Origin of the sequence: Micavibrio sp. TMED2, from assembly GCA_002168225.1 — a bacterium.
GTDB lineage: Bacteria > Pseudomonadota > Alphaproteobacteria > TMED2 > TMED2 > TMED2.
The window spans coordinates 1,023,397-1,042,341 of the sequence record NHBH01000001.1; the positions used below are offsets into that span (position 1 = coordinate 1,023,397).

At 58.7% G+C, this 18,945-nt stretch carries 19 protein-coding genes and 1 tRNA gene; 12 read left to right on the top strand and 8 right to left on the bottom strand.

Annotated elements, in window-relative coordinates; all coding sequences use genetic code 11:
* Positions 1-36 precede the first annotated feature (36 nt).
* The 5 genes from CBB62_04885 to CBB62_04905 all read left to right on the top strand — a co-directional run bounded on the left by CBB62_04885 (position 37) and on the right by CBB62_04905 (position 3,543).
* Positions 37-1,836, top strand: coding sequence for an acyl-CoA dehydrogenase (locus tag CBB62_04885; GenBank protein OUT41663.1), 1,800 nt, complete (start codon positions 37-39; stop codon positions 1,834-1,836).
* Complete coding sequence (locus tag CBB62_04890) at positions 1,769-2,179, top strand: hypothetical protein (GenBank protein OUT41664.1); 411 nt, start codon at positions 1,769-1,771, stop codon at positions 2,177-2,179. Before CBB62_04885 ends, CBB62_04890 begins: the two co-directional genes overlap by 68 nt.
* Before the next feature lies 1 nt (position 2,180).
* Positions 2,181-2,750, top strand: coding sequence for a hypothetical protein (locus tag CBB62_04895; protein OUT41665.1), 570 nt, complete (start codon positions 2,181-2,183; stop codon positions 2,748-2,750).
* A gap of 159 nt (positions 2,751-2,909) precedes the next feature.
* Positions 2,910-3,101: a hypothetical protein gene (locus tag CBB62_04900; GenBank protein ID OUT41666.1), complete on the top strand. Its 192-nt coding sequence runs from the start codon at positions 2,910-2,912 to the stop codon at positions 3,099-3,101.
* Positions 3,058-3,543 (top strand): hypothetical protein, encoded by a 486-nt coding sequence (locus CBB62_04905; GenBank protein OUT41667.1) that lies wholly within the window; start codon positions 3,058-3,060, stop codon positions 3,541-3,543. The genes CBB62_04900 and CBB62_04905 overlap by 44 nt, the downstream gene beginning before the upstream one ends.
* Here the strand turns inward: CBB62_04905 and CBB62_04910 are convergent.
* Both CBB62_04910 and CBB62_04915 read right to left on the bottom strand, forming a co-directional pair.
* Positions 3,540-4,259 carry a hypothetical protein gene (locus tag CBB62_04910; protein ID OUT41668.1) on the bottom strand — a complete coding sequence of 240 codons (720 nt, stop codon included), beginning with the start codon at positions 4,257-4,259 and terminating at the stop codon, positions 3,540-3,542. The genes CBB62_04905 and CBB62_04910 overlap by 4 nt on opposite strands.
* A 65-nt stretch (positions 4,260-4,324) precedes the next feature.
* Positions 4,325-5,149, bottom strand: a complete 825-nt coding sequence (locus CBB62_04915) for a phosphate starvation-inducible protein PhoH (GenBank protein ID OUT41669.1) — start codon at positions 5,147-5,149, stop codon at positions 4,325-4,327.
* A gap of 425 nt (positions 5,150-5,574) precedes the next feature.
* Here CBB62_04915 and CBB62_04920 point away from each other — a divergent pair, with 425 nt between their 5' ends.
* A complete protein-coding gene (locus CBB62_04920; GenBank protein OUT41670.1) occupies positions 5,575-5,781 on the top strand; it encodes a hypothetical protein in 207 nt (68 codons plus the stop codon).
* Here CBB62_04920 and CBB62_04925 read toward each other — a convergent pair.
* Both CBB62_04925 and CBB62_04930 read right to left on the bottom strand, forming a co-directional pair.
* Entirely contained in the window at positions 5,778-8,102 is a 2,325-nt protein-coding gene (locus CBB62_04925; GenBank protein ID OUT41671.1) for a hypothetical protein, read from the bottom strand. The genes CBB62_04920 and CBB62_04925 overlap by 4 nt on opposite strands.
* A complete protein-coding gene (locus tag CBB62_04930) occupies positions 8,089-9,369 on the bottom strand; it encodes a hypothetical protein (GenBank protein ID OUT41672.1) in 1,281 nt (426 codons plus the stop codon). Before CBB62_04930 ends, CBB62_04925 begins: the two co-directional genes overlap by 14 nt.
* 180 nt (positions 9,370-9,549) lie before the next feature.
* On the opposite strand from CBB62_04930, the gene CBB62_04935 reads away from it, so the two are divergent.
* Both CBB62_04935 and CBB62_04940 read left to right on the top strand, forming a co-directional pair.
* Positions 9,550-10,584, top strand: coding sequence for an EBNA-1 nuclear protein (locus CBB62_04935; GenBank protein OUT41673.1), 1,035 nt, complete (start codon positions 9,550-9,552; stop codon positions 10,582-10,584).
* Positions 10,554-11,624 carry a dipeptide epimerase gene (locus tag CBB62_04940; GenBank protein OUT41674.1) on the top strand — a complete coding sequence of 357 codons (1,071 nt, stop codon included), beginning with the start codon at positions 10,554-10,556 and terminating at the stop codon, positions 11,622-11,624. The genes CBB62_04935 and CBB62_04940 overlap by 31 nt, the downstream gene beginning before the upstream one ends.
* A gap of 18 nt (positions 11,625-11,642) precedes the next feature.
* On the opposite strand, the gene CBB62_04945 is transcribed toward CBB62_04940, so the two are convergent.
* From CBB62_04945 to CBB62_04955, 3 genes are all read right to left on the bottom strand, one after another.
* On the bottom strand, positions 11,643-11,981 hold the full coding sequence (locus tag CBB62_04945; protein OUT41675.1) for a hypothetical protein: 339 nt from the start codon (positions 11,979-11,981) through the stop codon (positions 11,643-11,645).
* Between the two features lie 66 nt (positions 11,982-12,047).
* Complete coding sequence (locus CBB62_04950) at positions 12,048-13,019, bottom strand: glucokinase (protein OUT41676.1); 972 nt, start codon at positions 13,017-13,019, stop codon at positions 12,048-12,050.
* A 363-nt stretch (positions 13,020-13,382) separates the two neighbouring features.
* Complete coding sequence (locus CBB62_04955; GenBank protein OUT41677.1) at positions 13,383-14,270, bottom strand: hypothetical protein; 888 nt, start codon at positions 14,268-14,270, stop codon at positions 13,383-13,385.
* A 227-nt stretch (positions 14,271-14,497) separates the two neighbouring features.
* Between CBB62_04955 and CBB62_04960 the strand changes: the two genes are divergently transcribed.
* The 3 genes from CBB62_04960 (at position 14,498) to CBB62_04970 (ending at position 15,832) form a co-directional block, all read left to right on the top strand.
* Positions 14,498-14,860, top strand: coding sequence for a response regulator (locus CBB62_04960; GenBank protein OUT41678.1), 363 nt, complete (start codon positions 14,498-14,500; stop codon positions 14,858-14,860).
* 177 nt (positions 14,861-15,037) lie between these two features.
* Positions 15,038-15,112, top strand: a tRNA-Val gene (locus CBB62_04965).
* A 144-nt stretch (positions 15,113-15,256) separates the two neighbouring features.
* Positions 15,257-15,832 carry a hypothetical protein gene (locus CBB62_04970; protein OUT41679.1) on the top strand — a complete coding sequence of 192 codons (576 nt, stop codon included), beginning with the start codon at positions 15,257-15,259 and terminating at the stop codon, positions 15,830-15,832.
* A gap of 21 nt (positions 15,833-15,853) precedes the next feature.
* Here the strand turns inward: CBB62_04970 and CBB62_04975 are convergent, their stop codons facing one another.
* A complete protein-coding gene (locus CBB62_04975; protein OUT42651.1) occupies positions 15,854-17,593 on the bottom strand; it encodes a formate--tetrahydrofolate ligase in 1,740 nt (579 codons plus the stop codon).
* Between the two features lie 171 nt (positions 17,594-17,764).
* Between CBB62_04975 and CBB62_04980 the strand changes: the two genes are divergently transcribed.
* Entirely contained in the window at positions 17,765-18,943 is a 1,179-nt protein-coding gene (locus CBB62_04980; GenBank protein ID OUT41680.1) for a hypothetical protein, read from the top strand.
* The last annotated feature ends 2 nt before the right edge of the window (positions 18,944-18,945 follow it).

Sequence of the window (18,945 nt, forward strand, 5' to 3'; positions counted from 1 at the left end):
ACAATAAGAAGAAACAGGACAACGGAGTAAACGGAAATGCCCAGCTATACTGCACCGATCGAGGATATCCGGTTTCTGCTGCATGATGTTCTGAAGGCCGATGAGTTGTCGAGCCTGCCCGGTTATGAGGATATGAACCTCGAGCTGATCGACACGGTTCTGGAAGAAGCCGCAAAACTCGCTGAAAACGAGCTGTTTCCGCTCAATCAGGTTGGCGATAAGGAAGGCTGTACCTATGAGAACGGTGTGGTGCGTACACCAACCGGGTTCAAGGAAGCGTACAACCAGTTCCGTGAGGGCGGCTGGGTCGGCCTGTCGGCTGATCCCGATTATGGCGGACAGGGGATGCCGCAGGCGGTCAACTTCGTCCTGAATGAAGTCCTGTCCTCGGCCAATATGGCCTTTGCCATGTATCCGGGGCTGTCACAGGGGGCCTATGACGCCATTCATCTGCACGGCACGGATGAGCTGAAAAACCTCTATCTGCCCAAGCTGGTTGATGGCATCTGGTCCGGTACCATGTGTCTGACCGAACCCCATTGCGGTACCGATCTCGGCCTGATCCGCACCAAGGCGACACCACGGGATGACGGCTCCTACAGTATTTCCGGCACCAAGATTTTCATCAGCGCCGGTGAGCATGACCTGACCGAAAACATCGTCCATCTGGTGCTGGCCAAGCTGCCCGACGCACCGCCGGGTGTCCGCGGTATCAGCCTGTTCCTCGTGCCGAAATTCCTCCCCAAGGAAGAGGGTGGCGATTATGTGGCCGGTCAGCGCAATGGCGTGATGTGTGGCTCGATTGAGCACAAGATGGGCATCCATGGCAACTCGACCTGTGTGATGAATTTCGACGAGGCGCAGGGCTGGCTGGTCGGCGATCCGCACAAGGGCTTGCGCGCCATGTTCACCATGATGAATGCCGCGCGTCTGGGCGTGGCGATTCAGGGCCTGTCCATGGCTGAAATCTCCTATCAGAACGCCGCGATCTATGCCAAGGACCGGCGCCAGGGCCGCTCCCTGACCGGATCAAAGGAGCCGGATGAGGCTGCCGACAGCATTCTGGTGCACCCCGATGTGCGCCGGAACCTGCTCGACACCAAATCGGTGAACGAGGCGGCGCGGGCGCTGGCCTATTGGATCGGCCTCAAGATCGATACCTTCGAGAAACATCCCGATGAGCGCACCCGCCGTGATGCCGATGATCTGGTCAGCCTAATGACCCCGATCCTCAAGGCGTTCCTCACCGATCATGGAACCAATGCCGCGATTGCCTGTCAGCAGGTATTCGGCGGCCATGGCTATATCTGGGAGTGGGGCATGGAACAATATGTCCGCGATGCCCGGATCGCCCAGATTTACGAGGGGGCCAACGGTATTCAGGCGCTCGATCTGGTCGGTCGCAAGATGCCGAAGGATTTCGGTCGCCTGCTGCGCCAGTTCTTCCATCCGGTACAGGCCGATCTGGAGAAGCATCAGACCAATCCCGAGCTGCAGGAATTCGTCTTCCCGCTGGCCAAGGCATTCGGCAAGCTGCAACAGGCCACCGCGCTGATTGCCCAGAAGGGCATGAAGAACCCGGACGAGGCGGGGGCTGCTTCAACCGATTACCTGCATCTGTTCGGTTATGTGGCGCTCGGCTACATGTGGCTGCAGATGGTGCAGGTAGCGAAGGACAAGCTGCCGGAAGCCAATGGCAATGCCGGTTTTTATGAGAACAAGATCAAGACCGCGCGCTATTATATGCAAAAGGTGATGCCGGAAGCGAATGCCTGCTTCCAGCGGATCATGGCCGGCGCCGATCCGATCATGGATTTCGATGAGGCGGCGTTCTAGCGCCCCGCAAACAGAGCAGAGAAAAAGGGAACCCGGCACGATGGCCGTTGAACAACTGACCGACCAGATACGTCAAAAAATGGCTTTTGCCGGTGCTTTCGGGGGCAAGATCAAGCTTGATCTCAATGGTGAGGGCACCATCCTGCTCGATGGCAGCAGTGCCCCGCCCGCCGTGACAAATGACGATGCCGACAGCGATACGACCGTGAAAATGTCGGCGGATACGCTGCAGGGGCTGCTCAACGGTACCCAGGACCCGACGCTGGCCTTCATGACCGGCAAGATCAAGGTCAATGGCTCCATGGGCCATGCCCTGAAACTGGCATCCCTGCTGGACGACTGACATGAACCTGATCTTCCGCCTGATTGCCGTGCTGATCGCCGGTTGGCGGGCTGGCCGCGGCTGCAACCCGGCGGAAGAGTTCATGCAAGTGCGGCGACTCAGTATGCGCTGCTGGCCCACCGATCTCGACTTCAACTTCCATATGAATAATGGCCGTTATCTCAGCATCATGGATCTCGGGCGGGTTGATCTGATGCTGCGTGCCGGGCTGCTCGGGCCGATCCTGCGGCAGAAGAAGTGGATGCCGGTGATCGCCGCTTCGACGGTGCGTTATCGCCGGGCCATTGCACCATTTGAGAAATTCGAGTTGGAAACCCGGCTGGTTGGCTGGGATGAGCGCTGGGTATTTCTGGAGCAGCGGTTTTTCGGTGCTTCAGGCCGGGTCAATGCCATCGGGCTGGTGCAGGCTGCGATGACCTCAAAAGGCGGGCGGGTGCCGACCAGTGAGTTGATGGAACTCGTCGGCGTTGCCCCGGATACCGATGGCAAGCCCCCGGCCTATGTCGATGACTGGGTCAGAATGCTGGCCGACTGGCCAACCGAGGGCTCTGTTGCGGCTGGTGCTGAATAGGCGTTTGCAATACAGCCATGCGCAATCAGCCTGTGAATAACAGCGTATCAAGTATATAAAAACGTCAATTAACTGGTCGTTAAGGGTTCTCATTTTCGTAACAATCACGTAGTTTGCACACATCAGAAATCAGACGCGTGATTTAGCGGGGGCAAAGCGATGCGTGTTGGTGTTGGTTTTCGTGGTGCAGGCGGTGTTCAGACACTGCAGAGTGATGTGGTTCGTCGGCGTCGACTGATGCAGGACGAAACAATGGTCGGGCGCAAGCGTTCTGCGGCCATGATCGAAGCAGCTGAAATGCTCGGCGATGCCGATGTCAGCCAGCCAACGGAGCTTCGGGCCTCAGCCTGATGCTGCCTGTCTGTCTGGTGTTGCGATACTGATGTCGCGGGGCAAATTTGCCTGGAAAGGCGGCGCCAGTTGCCGCTTTGCATTCATTGACAACAAGATTCTGTTTATCGAGCTGGGGTCGCTGACCACCCAGCGCAGCAGGCTGCGCGCGCTCGTTCGCGATACGCTGGTCGATAACGGCTGGCGCAAGGCTGCACGCTTTGACGGTTATGACGTCGCCATTCTCCTTACCGTTGATAATATCAGCCGCCGCATCGATGCCGATAATGTGGCCAAGGCACTGCTCGATGCCCTGACTGGGCTGGTCTGGCAGGATGATCGCCAGATCCGGCGTCTGGTTGTGGAGAAGGAGGTAGGCTCCGGGCCTGCTATTACCCTGCGCGCCATGCCCTATGAAGGTGGCAGCTTACAAAAACAGTTCGCGCGCCATCTGGCCGTCTAGCCCTCGGCGGGCGTTACATAGCCATCGACCTTCTCAACCATCACATCGATCGGCGTGTCATAGGAAATGACGTCGATGAAGTTGTTCTCCGGTCCCATGATATAGGTGAAGGTCGAGTGATCCATGCTGTAATACTCGGGATCATCACTCTGAACCTTCTGGTAATAGACCCGGAAAGCCTTGGCGACAGCGGCGATCTGTTCGTCGCTGCCGGTTAGCCCGGTGAACCGGGGGTCAAAGCCGGTCAGATAATCCTTCAGGATCGGGGCGGTATCACGGGCCGGGTCGATGGTGACAAAGATCGGGGTGATATTGGCCACCTTTTCCGGCGGCAGGCGGTCGAGCATCTGTGAGATGTGGTAGAGCTTGGTCGGGCAGAAATCCGGGCAATGGGTAAAGCCGAAGAACATCAGCCGATAGGTGCCGTCAAAAGACTGCTCGGTAATCGTCTCGCCATCCTGATTGACCAGCGTATAAGGGCCGCCCATGCGGACATTGCCAGCCATCTGAATGCCCTTGGACTGGTCGGTGTTGCTGTCGGCTGCGTTCTGCTGATTGCCGACAAGGTCTGGCATGACCACCAGCGTCACGGCAATGATGACCAATGCGAACAGGGCACAGATGCCAATGGCGATGAGCGTGGATTTCTTCATGATCGGTCGTCTTTTCACAGCAATTGATGGCCCGGACAGAAAAAGGGCCGGTTGCGTTACCATATGGCGTACAACCGACCCCTTATCAAACCGATATTATGTCGCGTCCGGCCTGAACCGGACCCGGATTACAGCACCGACAGCATGGAGGCGACGAGCGGATGGCGGACAATGTCGCTCTCGCTCAACCGCACCACGCCGATATCCGGCAGTGCTTCGAGACGATGGGCGATATCCGCCAGCCCGGACATGCCATCGAGCAGGTCAGACTGTTCCGGGTCACCGGTAATGACCATGGTTGAGTGCCAGCCGAGGCGGGTCATCAGCATCTTGAGCTGGGCATAGGTACAGTTCTGGGCCTCATCGATCACCACAAAGGCGTTGTTGAGGGTACGACCGCGCATGAAACCGACCGGTGCGATTTCCACCGTGCCGTCCTGCATCAGCATCCGCAGACGCTTGCTGCCGAGACGCTCGGTCAGGCAATCGAACAACGGGCGCAGATAGGGGTGCATCTTCTCTTCCAGCGCGCCGGGCAGGAAGCCGATATTCTCGCCCGCATCAATGGCCGGGCGGGACAGGATGATCCGGTCGATCTGGCCTGCTTCCAGTGCCTCGACGGCGGAAGCGATGGCGAGATAGGTCTTGCCGGTACCGGCCGGGCCGAGGGCCAGCGCCAGATTATGTTCCTTGATGGCTTCCATCAGCTCCGCTTGACCGGAAGTCCGTGGCTTGACCTTGCGCATATAGCGTTGATCGCGTTCACGATCGTCGCTGCGGCGGGCTTCGGAACGTCGATCGGTACCCTGACGACGATCATTCTCGTACATGTCATTGCCGAGGGGATCCCAACCCGGTTCACGATAAGGCTCGTCAAATCCAGGCAGCGCATGCACGGTGGCACCGGTCTCACGTGTTGGTTTCTGTGCTTTGACGCTGTTCCGTTTAGCCATGGTCAAACCTCCATACTGGGGCTAGAAGTGGGGCCTGACTCGGGGGTAAGCCATGCCCATGGGCCGCGCGTACGGTGGTGCCCATACGCGTCGGTATCTTGGTATATCGGGGAGATTTTCTGAATTGGCCCGGTTGGCGAATTGGGCTGACGAAGCATGTGGCGGCTGATCAATCCAGCCTGCCCGGTCGCGGCGTATCCGACCATATCGGTCGCCGGTTTATGTGAGGCGGTCAAAGACGCTCTCAAATGCTTGCCCTGTCCAAATAGAGGTAAGCCAACCGTTTACGATCTATAAGGTACTATAGTGCCTTACGCACACACCAAGACTAATGCGGCACTGCAACCAAAGTTTAATACTCCCGGCTCGGTCTTGGTCTGGTCCAAACAGTTGCATGTGTCAGTAATTCCTGACTAATTTTGGTTATGATGAAAAAATATCCCACCCGGAAACCAGTTTCCCAAGCCGCGGCGGCAACCGGCTCGACCGATGCCGAAAGTGGAAATGAGGGCGAATCAGTCGCCCGTGAACTGTTTGCGCTCAACGCCATGTATGAGCGCGGACTGATCCCGGAGGCGGAGTATCAGGCGCGCAAGGCCGAGCTTGAGGCTGCGGGCAAATCCGATGCCTAATCATCGATTGGTGTCAGCTCTATCCGGTGGCTGAACACCCGTTCGATGCCATCATCACTCAATGGCAACTGGATCAGGTCACCGGCGAGGAAGGTTTGGGTCTGGTCGTTGAAATTCTCGCTTTTCAGCCAGCCATCCTGACCACCAAGAATGACAAAGTAATTGGCGTCGATATCGCCGAGATCAGATATGTGTCGCGACTGACTGCCGTAATAGGCATCATGTTTTTCAGCAGTCAGCGGATGGGCTGATTTCCAGATCGTCTCATGACTGCCGGCAATCGGATAATTGCCGATCTGGTATTTGCTGCCGATCAGCGGAATGGCGGCCATCAGATGCGCGATATTTACGCGGTGAATGTCGCCCCAATTATGGCCGCCATTGACTGCTGTTTCTGTCGTTTCGAGAGAATGCAGCAAGGCCTCATGGAGATCTGCATCACTGATCTGTGCAAGAATATCGATTGCCCATCGGTTACTGTTGCCGCCGCCATTGATCAGGGCATAGTCCTGTTCTTTCCGGGCCAGCGCAAAAATTCTCGGGGCCAGTTCCGCAAACAGAGCGGAAAAGGCCAGAGCTCCACGGCTGTCACGATCATATCTGCCGTCCCATTGACGGATCAATTCCATGATCTGTTGGTAGCGTGGTGTGAGATCAGGAACGCTGGATGCCAGACGGCCAATCAAAAGATCTCTGAATTCGAGCGCCGAATAGGAAAAGGTATCAACCTGCAGTTGCTGCAGGCGATCTGCTGTCCAGTCATTGCGCTGGCTGGCAAGTGCTATCTGGCGTTCAACCCGGTCGGGTGCGGAAAAAACATAGCCGAGAGGGATTTTCGACGGGCCGGGAGGAACGTTGGCACTGGCCAGTATGCCGGTTTCCGGATTGTGAAAACGTGGCAGTTCGGCGCTGTTTGCCAGATTGTCCCATGCATTGAGGGCTGCGCGGTCAGTCACAACAAAATCCTGCGGTCGGGCATTGGTGCGTCGCGGCATCCTGGCCGCTACCACCAGGCCGATTTCGCCAATGTCACGTCCGTTCCGACCGGCAAAGAGCATGTTCTGGGCAGATACGCCGTAAGTGTCGAAGGCATCTGCAAAATTCTGCCAGCTTGTTGCTCGTGCGGCATGGAGAAAGGCAGTGATCTCATCTGTTGTGTCATGTCCAACCCAGCGGATTGCCAGTAACTGATCCCGATCCAGTCCCAGCAGCGGGGCGTCACTGATCACGGGGCCGACCGGGCTGATCTGGACTTCGGATTGTGTATCCGGCCACCAGCGCACCTTTAGGGGGCGGGTTTCTGTTACAAGATCGGCTTCACTGTAACCGACGGCTTCAATGTCGATCAGGTCACTGGAGGCGCCGCGCAGATTGGTGCCGCCCCAGGCTGCTTCCGGATTGCGACCAAGGCCGAATATCGGCAGCCCGGCAGGCATCATCCCGACCACTTGCATGGAGGGGGATTTTACGCCTGCAAGCAACCAGAGGTTTGGAAGGCGTAATCCCAGATGCGGATCACTCGCAATCATCGGCTTGCCCGAGGCGGTATGGCTGCCATCGATAACCATGGAGTTGCTGCCGATTTTGGCATTGTCCCGCAACGCTGCCACCAGCAGTTCATGGGCCAATCCAGCCTGATCCGGCGTTCTGGCAAATGCCGAGCCGTCGGCTGCAATGCTGGTCAGGCCTGTGCTCTGAATGCGGTCCCACACTTCCGGCCAATCAGCCCGGCTCCGCTGTTCGAGCAGATTGACCCAGCCCAACCAGTTCACATCAACACCGGCAAGACGACCGATCGTCAGGATATCGGTGGCCGTGAATGGTTCAGGTTCTTCGATGCCGAACACACGGAATTCGTGGGGCAAATCGCTCATGCGCATTTGATAGCTGTTCAATCCCGCTACAAAGCGATCGAGCCATTCCCGGGTGTCCGTTGGCAGTTTTTCATAGATATCGGGTGTTGCCCGTCCGAGATCGATCGTGCGGATGGCCCGGTCAAAATCAATGGCAATCGGCCCGGCGAGTTCGGCAACCCGGCCCTGGGTCAGATGCTTGGCGAGTGTGATTTGCCCCAGCCGCAGATGCGCTTGCACCATACCCAGCGCAAAAGCCGCATCGCCATCGGTTTGTGCCTCGATCATTGGTATCTGGTGCCGGTCCCAACGGATGCTGACCGGCGCTTCAAGTGGCAGGCCAGTTGTCGGAAACATGGCCAGTCGCTGGCTGGTATCGGTTGCTTCAGGCAGTGATGTCAGCAGCGAACATCCACCAAGGCCACATACGGCAATTATGCTGCCAATGAGTCGGTTAACTGTATGCATTGGTCATGACCTGATTGCGCCCATTTTTCTTGGCTTGGTACAGTAATCTGTCGGCATCGCCAAGGGCGGTTTCCAGGTCAGGATTCTCTGGGTCAATCGCCGCGCAGCCAATGCTGACGGTAATGCTGATACTGTGCTTGCCGCTTGTCACGGCCATATCCTCGAAGCGCTGTCTGATCCGTTCGGCGACGATGTGAGCGCCTGCAAGGTCGGTTTCGACCAGCAGGATGGCAAATTCCTCGCCACCCAGCCTGCCGCAGATATCAATCTGGCGCAGCATCTGCCTGAGGGTCTCACCGGTTGCGACCAGCACATCATCACCTGTAGCATGGCCATAGGTGTCATTGACCTTCTTGAAGTGGTCGATGTCCAGCATCAGCATGCAGGCTGGGCGCTTGTACCGTCTCGTGCGGATAAGCTCGGTCTCGGCCTGATCCATGAAGCTGCGCCGGTTGGCGATGCCGGTCAGGGTATCGACCGTGGCCAGGTGGAACAGCGCGGCGGTGTATTCGAGGATTTTCTGGATCATCGGGCGGAAGATGATTGAGGCTTCCAGCACCAGCGTCATCAGCACAACGGCCAGAATGCCCCATTGCAGCCGTTCGAAATTGGCGATCTGCTGTTCACTCTCCGCCTGTTCGATTGTGACCACATTATCGAGACTGACCAGCAGCTGCTCCCTTGATGCGTCAAAGATACGGGTGATTATCGGCTCGAATTGCGGATTATCCGGTTGCATGGCGGCAATTCGCCTTGCATCGGCAACATAGCTTTCCACCTGTTGATCAAGGGAGTTTCTGCCCTCGAAATAGATCGACCGCAGGGCGCGTTCATATCGGTTGTCGGCGGTGCCGATGCTGTGCTCGGCAATCAGGAACTCATGGGCCGCCTCGAACTGGTTGATGGTGCTGTGCAGCGCCTGCTGTGCGCTGCTGTCGCCCATCTGCCATTGTGCCGCCAGTGAGGCGATGCGCTGTGACAGCATGCGCTGGCGACCGGTGTGGTTGATGACGGCTGCCGTGCCCTTGTTGCTGCGCAGGCTGTATTCGAGGGTGAGATGCGAGCCGATCGACAGCCCTGCAATGATCAGCAGGGCAACGATATAACCGGTGGTCAATGCACGTGCCGAAATCGGCCGGATCGGCAATCTGCCGGTAGCAGTAGTGTTCATAAGCCGGGTTGTCTCGAACAGGATAGGCGGCAAGCCCTTGTTGAATACCAGTCTTACATATGAATAGGTCGGATCGGCGTTTTGGTAAGTCCCCAAATTTGCTGTGTAAGCAATATCGGTTGTACGCGATACGATTGGTGTTGTTGAAAACCCATCAAACTCGGCATTGCCTAGCTGCCATCATGCGTCTATGAGGGATACCAAGATGTAAAATCTGCTATGCCCTCAGCGCAGGTGTCATGCCTGCCGAGATAACAAAACGAAAGGCATCCGTTCATGCAAATCGCTCTGCCATATCTTCTGTTCCTTGGTGATGCACCTGACCAGCTTGCGGCCAAGACCGCTTTCGGTATCGCCCTCTGGCGCCCGGAAAACTGTGTCGGCCAGTTGAGCCTGCCGGGCTGTAAGGCCGATGCCGGCATGACCGAGATGACGCTGGAAGAGGCTGTCGCTGCCGGTGCCAAGACGCTGGTGCTCGGCGTAGCCAACCGCGGTGGCAAATTCGCGCCCGAGTGGCAGGAAGTGATGCTGAAGGCGCTCGATATGGGGCTCGACATTGCCTCCGGTTTGCACAACAAGGTCGCCGATCTGCCGCAGGTTGCCGCCAAGGCAAAGGAACTCGGCCGCAATATCCATGATGTGCGCCATGCCACCGGTGAGTTTGAGGTCGGCAACGGCAAGAAGCGTTCGGGCCTGCGTCTGCTCGCGGTTGGTACCGACTGTTCTGTCGGCAAGATGTTCACGACCCTGGCGCTGGACAAGGAAATGAAACAGCGCGGCATGAAATGCGATTTCCGCGCTACCGGCCAGACCGGTATCCTGATCCACGGTTCCGGTATCTCGATTGATGCCGTGGTTGCCGATTTCATCGCCGGTGTCGCTGAGCAGCTGTCGCCTGACAATGATGATGATCACTGGGATCTGATCGAGGGGCAGGGCTCCCTGTTCCATGCGTCATATGCCGGTGTTTCCATGGGCCTGCTCCATGGTAGCCAGCCCGATGCCCTCGTCATGTGCCATGAACCGACCCGTCCGCATATGCGCGGCCTGCCTGAATATCAGCTGCCCGATATCGGTGACTGCATTGCGCTGAACGAAAAATGTGCCAAGCGTGTCAATCCGGCGGCACGTGTCGTGGCATTATCTGTCAATACAGCGGAAATGGCAGACGAAGCAGAAGCGAAAGCGTATCTTGATAAGCTATCAGAGCAATACGGTATGCCGGCGGTTGATCCGGTTCGTATTGGTGTAGGTCCGATTGTCGAGGTACTGGAAAAGGAATGGCCCCGCTCACTGGCGCACGCCTCCTAACAGCACGAAAACAAACAATTCCGACTCGGGGCGTCTTTCGCATTTCGCGGGGTTCACGCACCGGGGCGGATGTTGTTGTCGCCCAGATTGAGCAGGATGGCATCATCGGCCGGGGCGAGGCGACCCCCTATACCCGCTATGGTGAGAGCGTTGACGGTGTCCTCGACATTATCAACAGCCTTTCCGATGGTATTTCCGCGGGCATGTCGCGGGAAGAGCTGCAGGTAATCCTGCCCTCCGGTGCCGCCCGCAATGCTATTGATTGCGCGCTCTGGGATCTGGAATCCAAACAGGCGGGGCTGCCGGTCTGGCAACTTGCCGGGCTGCCGGAACCGCAAACCCTTGAAACCGCTGTTACCATCAGTCTCGGCGATCCGGAAGAGATGGCCGCGAAGGCCCTGACGCTGGCTGACTGGCCCTTGCTCAAGCTGAAGCTCGCCGGTGAGGATGAGGTGGAGATGGAGCGTGTACGTGCCGTACGCGAGTCCGCCCCCAAGGCCCGTATTATCGTTGATGCCAATGAGGCTTGGACGCTTGATATGGTGGCTCGGTTCAGTGCTGAACTGGCGGAGCTGGAGATCGAGATGCTGGAGCAGCCTTTGCCTGCTGCCGAGGATGCACCGCTTGCCACGCTGGGCGAATTGCCAGTGCCATTGGGCGCTGACGAGAGCTGCCATGACCTGCCAACGCTGGAGCGTTTGCGTGGGCTGTACCAGATCATCAATATCAAGCTGGACAAGACCGGTGGCCTGACCGAGGCGCTCAAGATGAAAATCGAGGCCGAGCGCATGGGCTTTCAGGTCATGGTCGGCTGTATGGTCGGCTCATCCCTGGCTATGGCTCCCGCGGCACTCGTCGCCCAGGGCGCACACTTTGTCGATCTCGACGGCCCGATCATGCTCGACCGGGACCGCAAGCCGGGCCTGACCTATGACAAGTGGAGGATCGAACCGGTTGAGCCGGGCCTCTGGGGTGGTGGTGTACAGGGGCTGAGCGCCGATATCGAGGAACTGCCCCTGCCACATGAGTACCGCCACTAGGCAGTCGGTATTGCGCCCCTAATTCGACAGGGCATCCAGAATGACCACGAGATCGGCGACCTTCCTGGTCGCTTCGGCTACTAGCAACACGTCTTGGTCCACGCGGGCATAAAAGTAGCCTTCCGGCGGGCGATTGAGGGAATAGCGGTCATAATCCCGGATAACCGTGTAATAGGTATTGAGCGGCTGGCCGATCGAATATTTCTTGGCCTGTCCCGGCGGCACGCAGCCCTTCTTGGCAAGACCGGGTGGGCAATGGCCTGGTCCGGCGGCGTGGGCAACGGTGGGGCCACAGGCGGTCAGGCCAAGTGAGATGGCACCGCTGAGCGCAATGGCCGTAAAAGTCAGGTGTTTCATGATCTTTCCCCTGTTTATCTCGTTCATAAACGTTTGCTTATGGGGAAAGGTTCCGCGCTGGCGGTGTCAGTTGTCGGTTGCTGACAGCGCTGCGATCAGGCCGAGAAATGCTGGGAACTCATGGGTGACGAGATAGGTCGGGATCGGCTTCAGATAGTCGATGAACCGGCCCTTGTTCTCGAACCGGTCACGGAAGGCAGAGCGGTCGAAGGCTTCCCCCAGTCGCGGGATAATGCCGCCAGCGATATAGACGCCACCGGTCGCGCCAATGGTCAGGGCCAGATTGCCCGCCACATTGCCGAGAAAGGCACAGAACATCTCCACTGTCTCGACCGCGACGGGGTCGGAGCCCTCAAGCGCGCGATTGGTGACATCGGCGGGGATCAGCCTGCCGGTCACGGTTTTGCCATCAGTGCGGCTGATCGCCTGATAGAGGGTGACAAGACCGCGACCACAGAGGAAATCCTCACCGCAGACATGGCCCGTGTGCCGACGCTGGTTGTCGATCACTTCGGCTTCCCGCTCGGTCATGCCGGCGAGGGTCACATGGCCACCTTCACCTGACAGTGGCAGCCAGCGGTTGCGGTTGTGGTGGATCAGGCCGGATACGCCGAGCCCGGTACCGGGGCCGAGGACTGCCTTATGAGCATGTTCGGCGGCCTCACCGCTGCCGATCTGCCGTCGGTCGGCCTTTTTCAGGCGCGGCAGCGACAGGGCCATGGCGGTGAAGTCATTGATGACGGTCAGGTCATTCAGCCCGAACTGGTCGCGGATATCGCGCTGGCTGAACGACCATGGGTGATTGGTCATGACGATCATGTCGCCGAGCACCGGTCCGGCGATGCAGATGGCGGCCCGCTCAATGGCGTCGGGGCTGACATTGATCGCTTCCAGATAGCCGCTCATCGCGTCCTCAAGCCCGCGATAGGATTGCACGCTCAGCACGCGGATTGCTTCCGGTCCCACATTGCCAAGGCCCGATCCGACAAGGGCAAAGCGCGCATTGGTAGCGCCGATATCTGCAATAAGATCAGTCATGGCACCCGATTAAGACCTTTTCGCCTGCGCAGGCAAGCGTCAGACTCATGCGGCTGGTAATTATTTCAGGATGTTGGTGCACGAACATCTTGCCAGAGTTGCATCAGAAACGGCATTCTGACTGCATGGTTTTTAGGTTAATGGTTAAAAATTAGGCAAATAAGGGTTTTTTAGAAAAAAGATTAAGTTTTGATCACTTTTTGCTTGTTGCGCTGCAAAACTCATGTAAGCCTAAAGATGGTCATACGGTCTTGGAGATCGTGTTCGACCTCTCTCTGTTGGGTGTTTCCTCCCTAATAAAACTTTTAAAGCCGTTGGTTTCTACCAACGGCTTTTTTTTATCCGGGTTTTGGCTGGCCGGTTTTATTCGGCGGCAGCAGCGCTCAACCGGCTGCGGCCCAGTGCCTCGACCATATCGACGAGTTGCTCGGTCAGCCGATTGATGGTCGGCAGCGGCTCGATCTTTGCCTCATCCATATAGAGCGCTCGGTTCACCTCAACCTGCAGCGCGTGAATGCCTTTCGATGGTCGCCCGTAATTCTGGGTGGTATAGCCACCGGCATAGGGGCGGTTGCGTATCACGTTATAGCCGAGACGGCTCAGATGCCGGTCGACGAAGGCGGTGATCGTGGCATCGCAGCTGCTGCGGTGGCAGTCGCCGAGTACAAAATCGATACTCTTGGCCCGGTTCTTGTGATCGTTCTGCGGTTTCGGCAGGCCGACATTGGATGGCATGGAGTGGCAGTCGATCAGGATGGCGATGCCGAACTGCTCGCGCGTTTCGCGCAGCAGCTCTTCCAGCGCCTGATGATATGGCTTGTAATAGGTGTCGAGCAGGGTCGCCACATCCTTGAAATCCAGCGGCGCGTTATAGATCGTCTCGCCGCTGGCAATCACCTTGGCGATGGTGCCGAGACCGGCGGCGAGGCGTGGGCTGCGGGTATTGGCATAGGGTGGCAGCGGGCCGGAAAACATCGCCGGGTCGAGCTCATAGGGCTCGCGGTTCAGGTCGACAAAGACTCGACCCAGATGAGACCGAATCAAGGGCACCCCATTTTGCACTGCCGGGGCATAGAGCCGGTCAACGAAGGCATCCTCGGACCGGCGGAGCTGCATCAGGCTCAGGCTGGTTTTTCTAATTAAATCAGCAGGATAGGTGTCTCCGCTATGGGGTGAAGCGAGGACAATCGGCAACACCTGACTGGCCGGTCTGTCGATCTGGTAACTTTTCGTCGTGGTTGTCTGCGCCATACCGATTCTAATCACTGTATTCAGACACGTCTGTCAGAGCGACGGCATGGTCCCGGACCGGCTCTCTCTCGGGTTTGAATTCTTGTTGCCTGCATCATACCCCGGTTTGGCTGCCGGATCGACCGCGAAACACGGTCCCGTGATGCAAAGGCATATTGGGCACAACGCCCGAGCGGCACTATGCGCATCGACCCGGCCGGTTGATGCCTGAACAGAAAGTTGGGGAAATGGCACGTATTTTATTGGCGGAAGATGATGGCGGCATGCGCCAGTTCCTGGCCCAGTCGCTGGAACGCGCAGGTCATGCGGTGGAGAGTGTCGGTGACGGTACCGAGGCGCTCTATGCCCTCGATCGTGGCAGTTATGACCTGCTCCTGACCGATATCGTCATGCCGGGCATGGATGGCGTCGAACTCGCCAAGCACGTGACCGCCAGCCTGCCGGGCATGCAGGTGATGCTGATCACCGGCTTTGCCGCCGTATCCTTACGCATGGGCAAGACCGCCAATGGCAACAGCGCACCGGTCATGTCGCGACCATTCCACCTGCGCCAGCTCGCCCAGCATATCGACGTGGTCCTGTCGGCCTGATTTGACCGTACCTGTTTTTCACCTGCGCGCCATGGTTCCAGCTGTGCCGACACCATGCGCGTGCCCGAAAAACCGGATAGTTTGGAAAAAACCGCAATCGAGGCCTTGCCGTGGCCGGAATCTAATGCTATCTCCCTCGCCGCAGTCGCAAAAACGGCTGCCCCATTCATGGTGCGCGGGCGTGTAGCTCAGCGGGAGAGCACTACGTTGACATCGTAGGGGTCACTGGTTCAATCCCAGTCACGCCCACCATGAGCCCGGTACCCGATCGGGCAGAGATAGCTTCCTAGACAAAAATCAACTGCAGAATATGTCGATCTGCGCCTGTTCCGATGGCGCGAATGCTGATAGATTCTGCGTCCTGTTTGGCTCTGTTGCTGCTTGGGGGGATTATCAGTGGTTCAGGCTTTCAAGGTACCGATTACCGATGAGCTGACCCGGCTCTCGCTGAATTACATCAATCCGATCCTGAGCATGCATGAGGTTGATTTCAAAGCTCGGCTGCGTATGGCAAACGGCCCGGAGGGTATTGCCAACGGGTTCGAGGTCAAGGTGCCGAAAATCGATGAGGCAAGCCTGATCGGCACCAAGAAGAGCAGCGACAAGAAAATCGATGACTACACCCAGTCACGGGCCAAGAAGGTCACCCATCTGCTGGTCAATGTGAAGGCGATCGGCGATGCCACCCTGCTGGGCTGCAAGCCGACCAGTGGCCGCCAGCCACTGATCGACGTGTCGCGTGAGGGTAACGAGCTGTCGTTCTTCATCCCCTATAACGAGGAAACCAATGCGCGGGCCTGGGAGATACTGGGCAGTATTGGCGATGTGCTGAATGACATCGAGGCTGACCTCGATCAGATGCTGCCCGAGATCCGGCAGGACATGGCCAGACGCACACAGAAGCAGATCGACGAGATCGATCTGGAAAAGAGCATCGCCGCCTCCATCACCTTCCCGCTGCGTGAGGGGTAAGGGCGGTTAGTTTAGTCTGGCTCAGGACAGCCCGACGATCTCGCCGTTTTCGCCGAGGCCGATATTGAGGGCGGCGGGTTTGCGGGGCAGGCCGGGCATGGTCATGATGTCACCGCAGATAGCGACGATAAAACCGGCACCGGCCGATAGCCTTGCCTCACGCACCGGCAGCACATGGCCCTCGGGCGCGCCATAGGCGGTGGTATCGGCGCTGAAGCTGTATTGCGTCTTGGCGATACAGACCGGCAGATGGCCGAAGCCCATGGCTTCGAACTGCGCAAATGATTTCGCCGCCGCGTCGCTGATCTGCAGGTCGCGGGCGCGGTAGATCTTGCTCGCCACGGCACGGACCTTGTCGGCCAGCGGTATGTTGTCCGGGTAGAGCAGTTGGAAGTCGGGCTTGTCGCCATCGAGCCGGGCCTTGACCGCCTTGGCGAGGTCGATGGCACCGGTGCCGCCCTCGGCCCAGTGACGGGCCAGCACCGGGGTTGCGCCAAGTTCCTGACAGATCGACATGGCGGTGTCGATTTCCGCCTCGCTGTCACCGCTGAAATGGTTGATCGCGACCACGGGCGACAGGCCGAATTGCTGAATATTCTCAATGTGGCGACGAAGATTGCTGCTGCCGCTGCGCACGGCCTCGGGATTGGCGGTGCCGAGATCGGCCTTGGCCACGCCGCCATGCATTTTGAGCGCGCGGATCGTGCAGACGAGTACCACTGCATCCGGTTGCAGACCGGTCTGGCGGCATTTGATGTTGAGGAACTTCTCAGCCCCGAGATCGGCGCCGAACCCGGCCTCGGTCACCACCACATCGCTCAGCGCCAGTGCGGCGCGGGTTGCGACGACGGAGTTGCAACCATGGGCGATATTGGCGAAGGGGCCGCCATGGATGAAGACCGGGCTGTGGTCGATGCTCTGCACCAGATTGGGCTGCAGCGCATCCTTCAGCAGCACCGCCATGGCACCATCAACACCGAGATCGCGGGCGGTTACCGGGCTTTTGTCATGGCGCAGGGCGACGATGATCCGACCGAGCCGGTCCTGCAGATCGGCCATGTCGGTGGCGAGGCAGAAGATCGCCATGATTTCCGAGGCAACGGTAATGTCGAAGCCGTCCTCGCGCGGCACCCCATGGGCCGGTCCGCCGAGGCCGACGACCATCTGGCGCAGGGCGCGGTCGTTCATATCCATGACCCGTCGCCACATGATCCGCCGCGGGTCGATGCCGAGCTCGTTGCCCCAGTGGATATGGTTGTCGAGTACCGCCGCCAGCAGGTTATGCGCCGATGTGATGGCGTGCAGGTCGCCATTGAAGTGCAGGTTGATGTCCTCCATCGGCAGCACCTGTGCCCGGCCACCACCGGCAGCCCCGCCCTTGAGGCCGAAACAGGGACCCAGGGACGGCTCGCGCAGGCAGGCAACCGATTTCACACCGAGATGGTTCAACCCGTCATTCAGGCCGACACTGGTTGTGGTCTTGCCTTCACCCGCCGGGGTCGGGGTGATGGCGGTGACCAGCACTAGCTTGCCGCGCGGCTTGTCGGCCAGCCCGGCGATATAGTCGTGGGACAGCTTGGCCTTGTAATGGCCATAGGGGATCAGCGCTTCGGCGGGAATGCCCAGCTTCTGCTCGGCCAAAGGCAGGATCGGTTCCATATGCGCGGCACGGGCGATGTCGATATCGGCGGCACCGGGCGGTGGCAGGCTGTCCGATGCCTTGTTGCCTGCGAGGGTTGCTGTGCCGGTGACATGGTTCATGACATGCGCTTCCTTGGGGTACATCGGTCAGTCCGGGCTTTCGCTGGACCGGATAAACTGGCATCAGTTAAACGATGCCCTTTTCCTGATGCCGGACACTACCCGCAGGATGCCGGTCATGCAGCCAAAAACAGCAACAACCGGCCAAGATGCCCGTGAATAACTCAGCGCGTGAACAGCTTGCCCTCTCATAATACGCCATGCCCGGCCTGTGAGCATCCTGGCGATGATCTCGGCTACTGGCTCTATGGCCTGCCGGTGAACAGCGTGCGCTTGCATCATGATCGGGATGCGGCGCGGGGTGTACCGACCGGCGATCTGGCGCTGTTCGGGTGCCCGGCCTGCGGCTTTGTCTGGAACCCGCGTTTTGATCCGGCGCTGGTTGCCTATGATGCCGGGTATGAGAGTACCCAGAGCTTCTCCGGCACCTATCGGCGGTTTCTGGCTGAACAGGCAGAGGCACTGGTGGCGGAATACGGCCTCGCCGGTGGCACGGTGCTGGAAATCGGCTGCGGGCAGGGCGAGTTTCTGGCAGCCCTCTGCGAGGCCGGGGTTGCGCGCGGGATCGGCTATGACCCGGCGGCAATGCGCGAACGGTGTCCGGCGGTGGAGCAGGGCGAGCTGATCATCCATGATCAGGCCTTTACCGGCGATACGGTCCTGCCGCCGGTTGATCTGGTCTGCTGTCGCAATACCCTCGAGCACATCCCTTATGTGGCCGGTTTTGTCCGGGCAATCCGGCGAGCACTTGGGGACAGCACGGATGTTCCCGTGTTCTTTCAGCTGCCGTCATGGGAACGGGTTGCGGCCACGGGGGCATTCTGGGACGTCTATTACGAGCACTGCTCGTACTTCACGCGCGCGAGCCTGACCGGTCTGTTCGCGCGCGCCGGGTTTGTGGTCGAGCGGTGCGGGACAATCTTCAACGGCCAGTATCTCGACCTGCGTGCCCGGCCCGGCCAGACCGGTGCGGGCACAGCCGGTGGCACGGCGCTCGATATCAATGTGCTCGATATCGCGGCCATTCTCGATCAGGGCCAGTTCTGGCAGCAGCATTTCGATACCTGTCGGCGCAACGGTACACGGACCGTGCTCTGGGGCGGTGGGTCAAAGGCGGTGGCGCTGCTGACCAGCCTCGATGCCGGGGGTACGGTGCTGGCGGCGGTCGATATCAACCCGCACAAGCACGGCACCTTTCTGCCTGTCACCGGCCATCCGGTCATCGCCCCGGCGGCACTCACCGATCTTGCCTTTGACGAGGTCTTGCTGATGAACGGTGCCTACCGCGAGGAGGTGGCGGCACAGCTTGCTGCACTCGGACTTGATCCGGTGATGCGGGTGTTTGATTGACC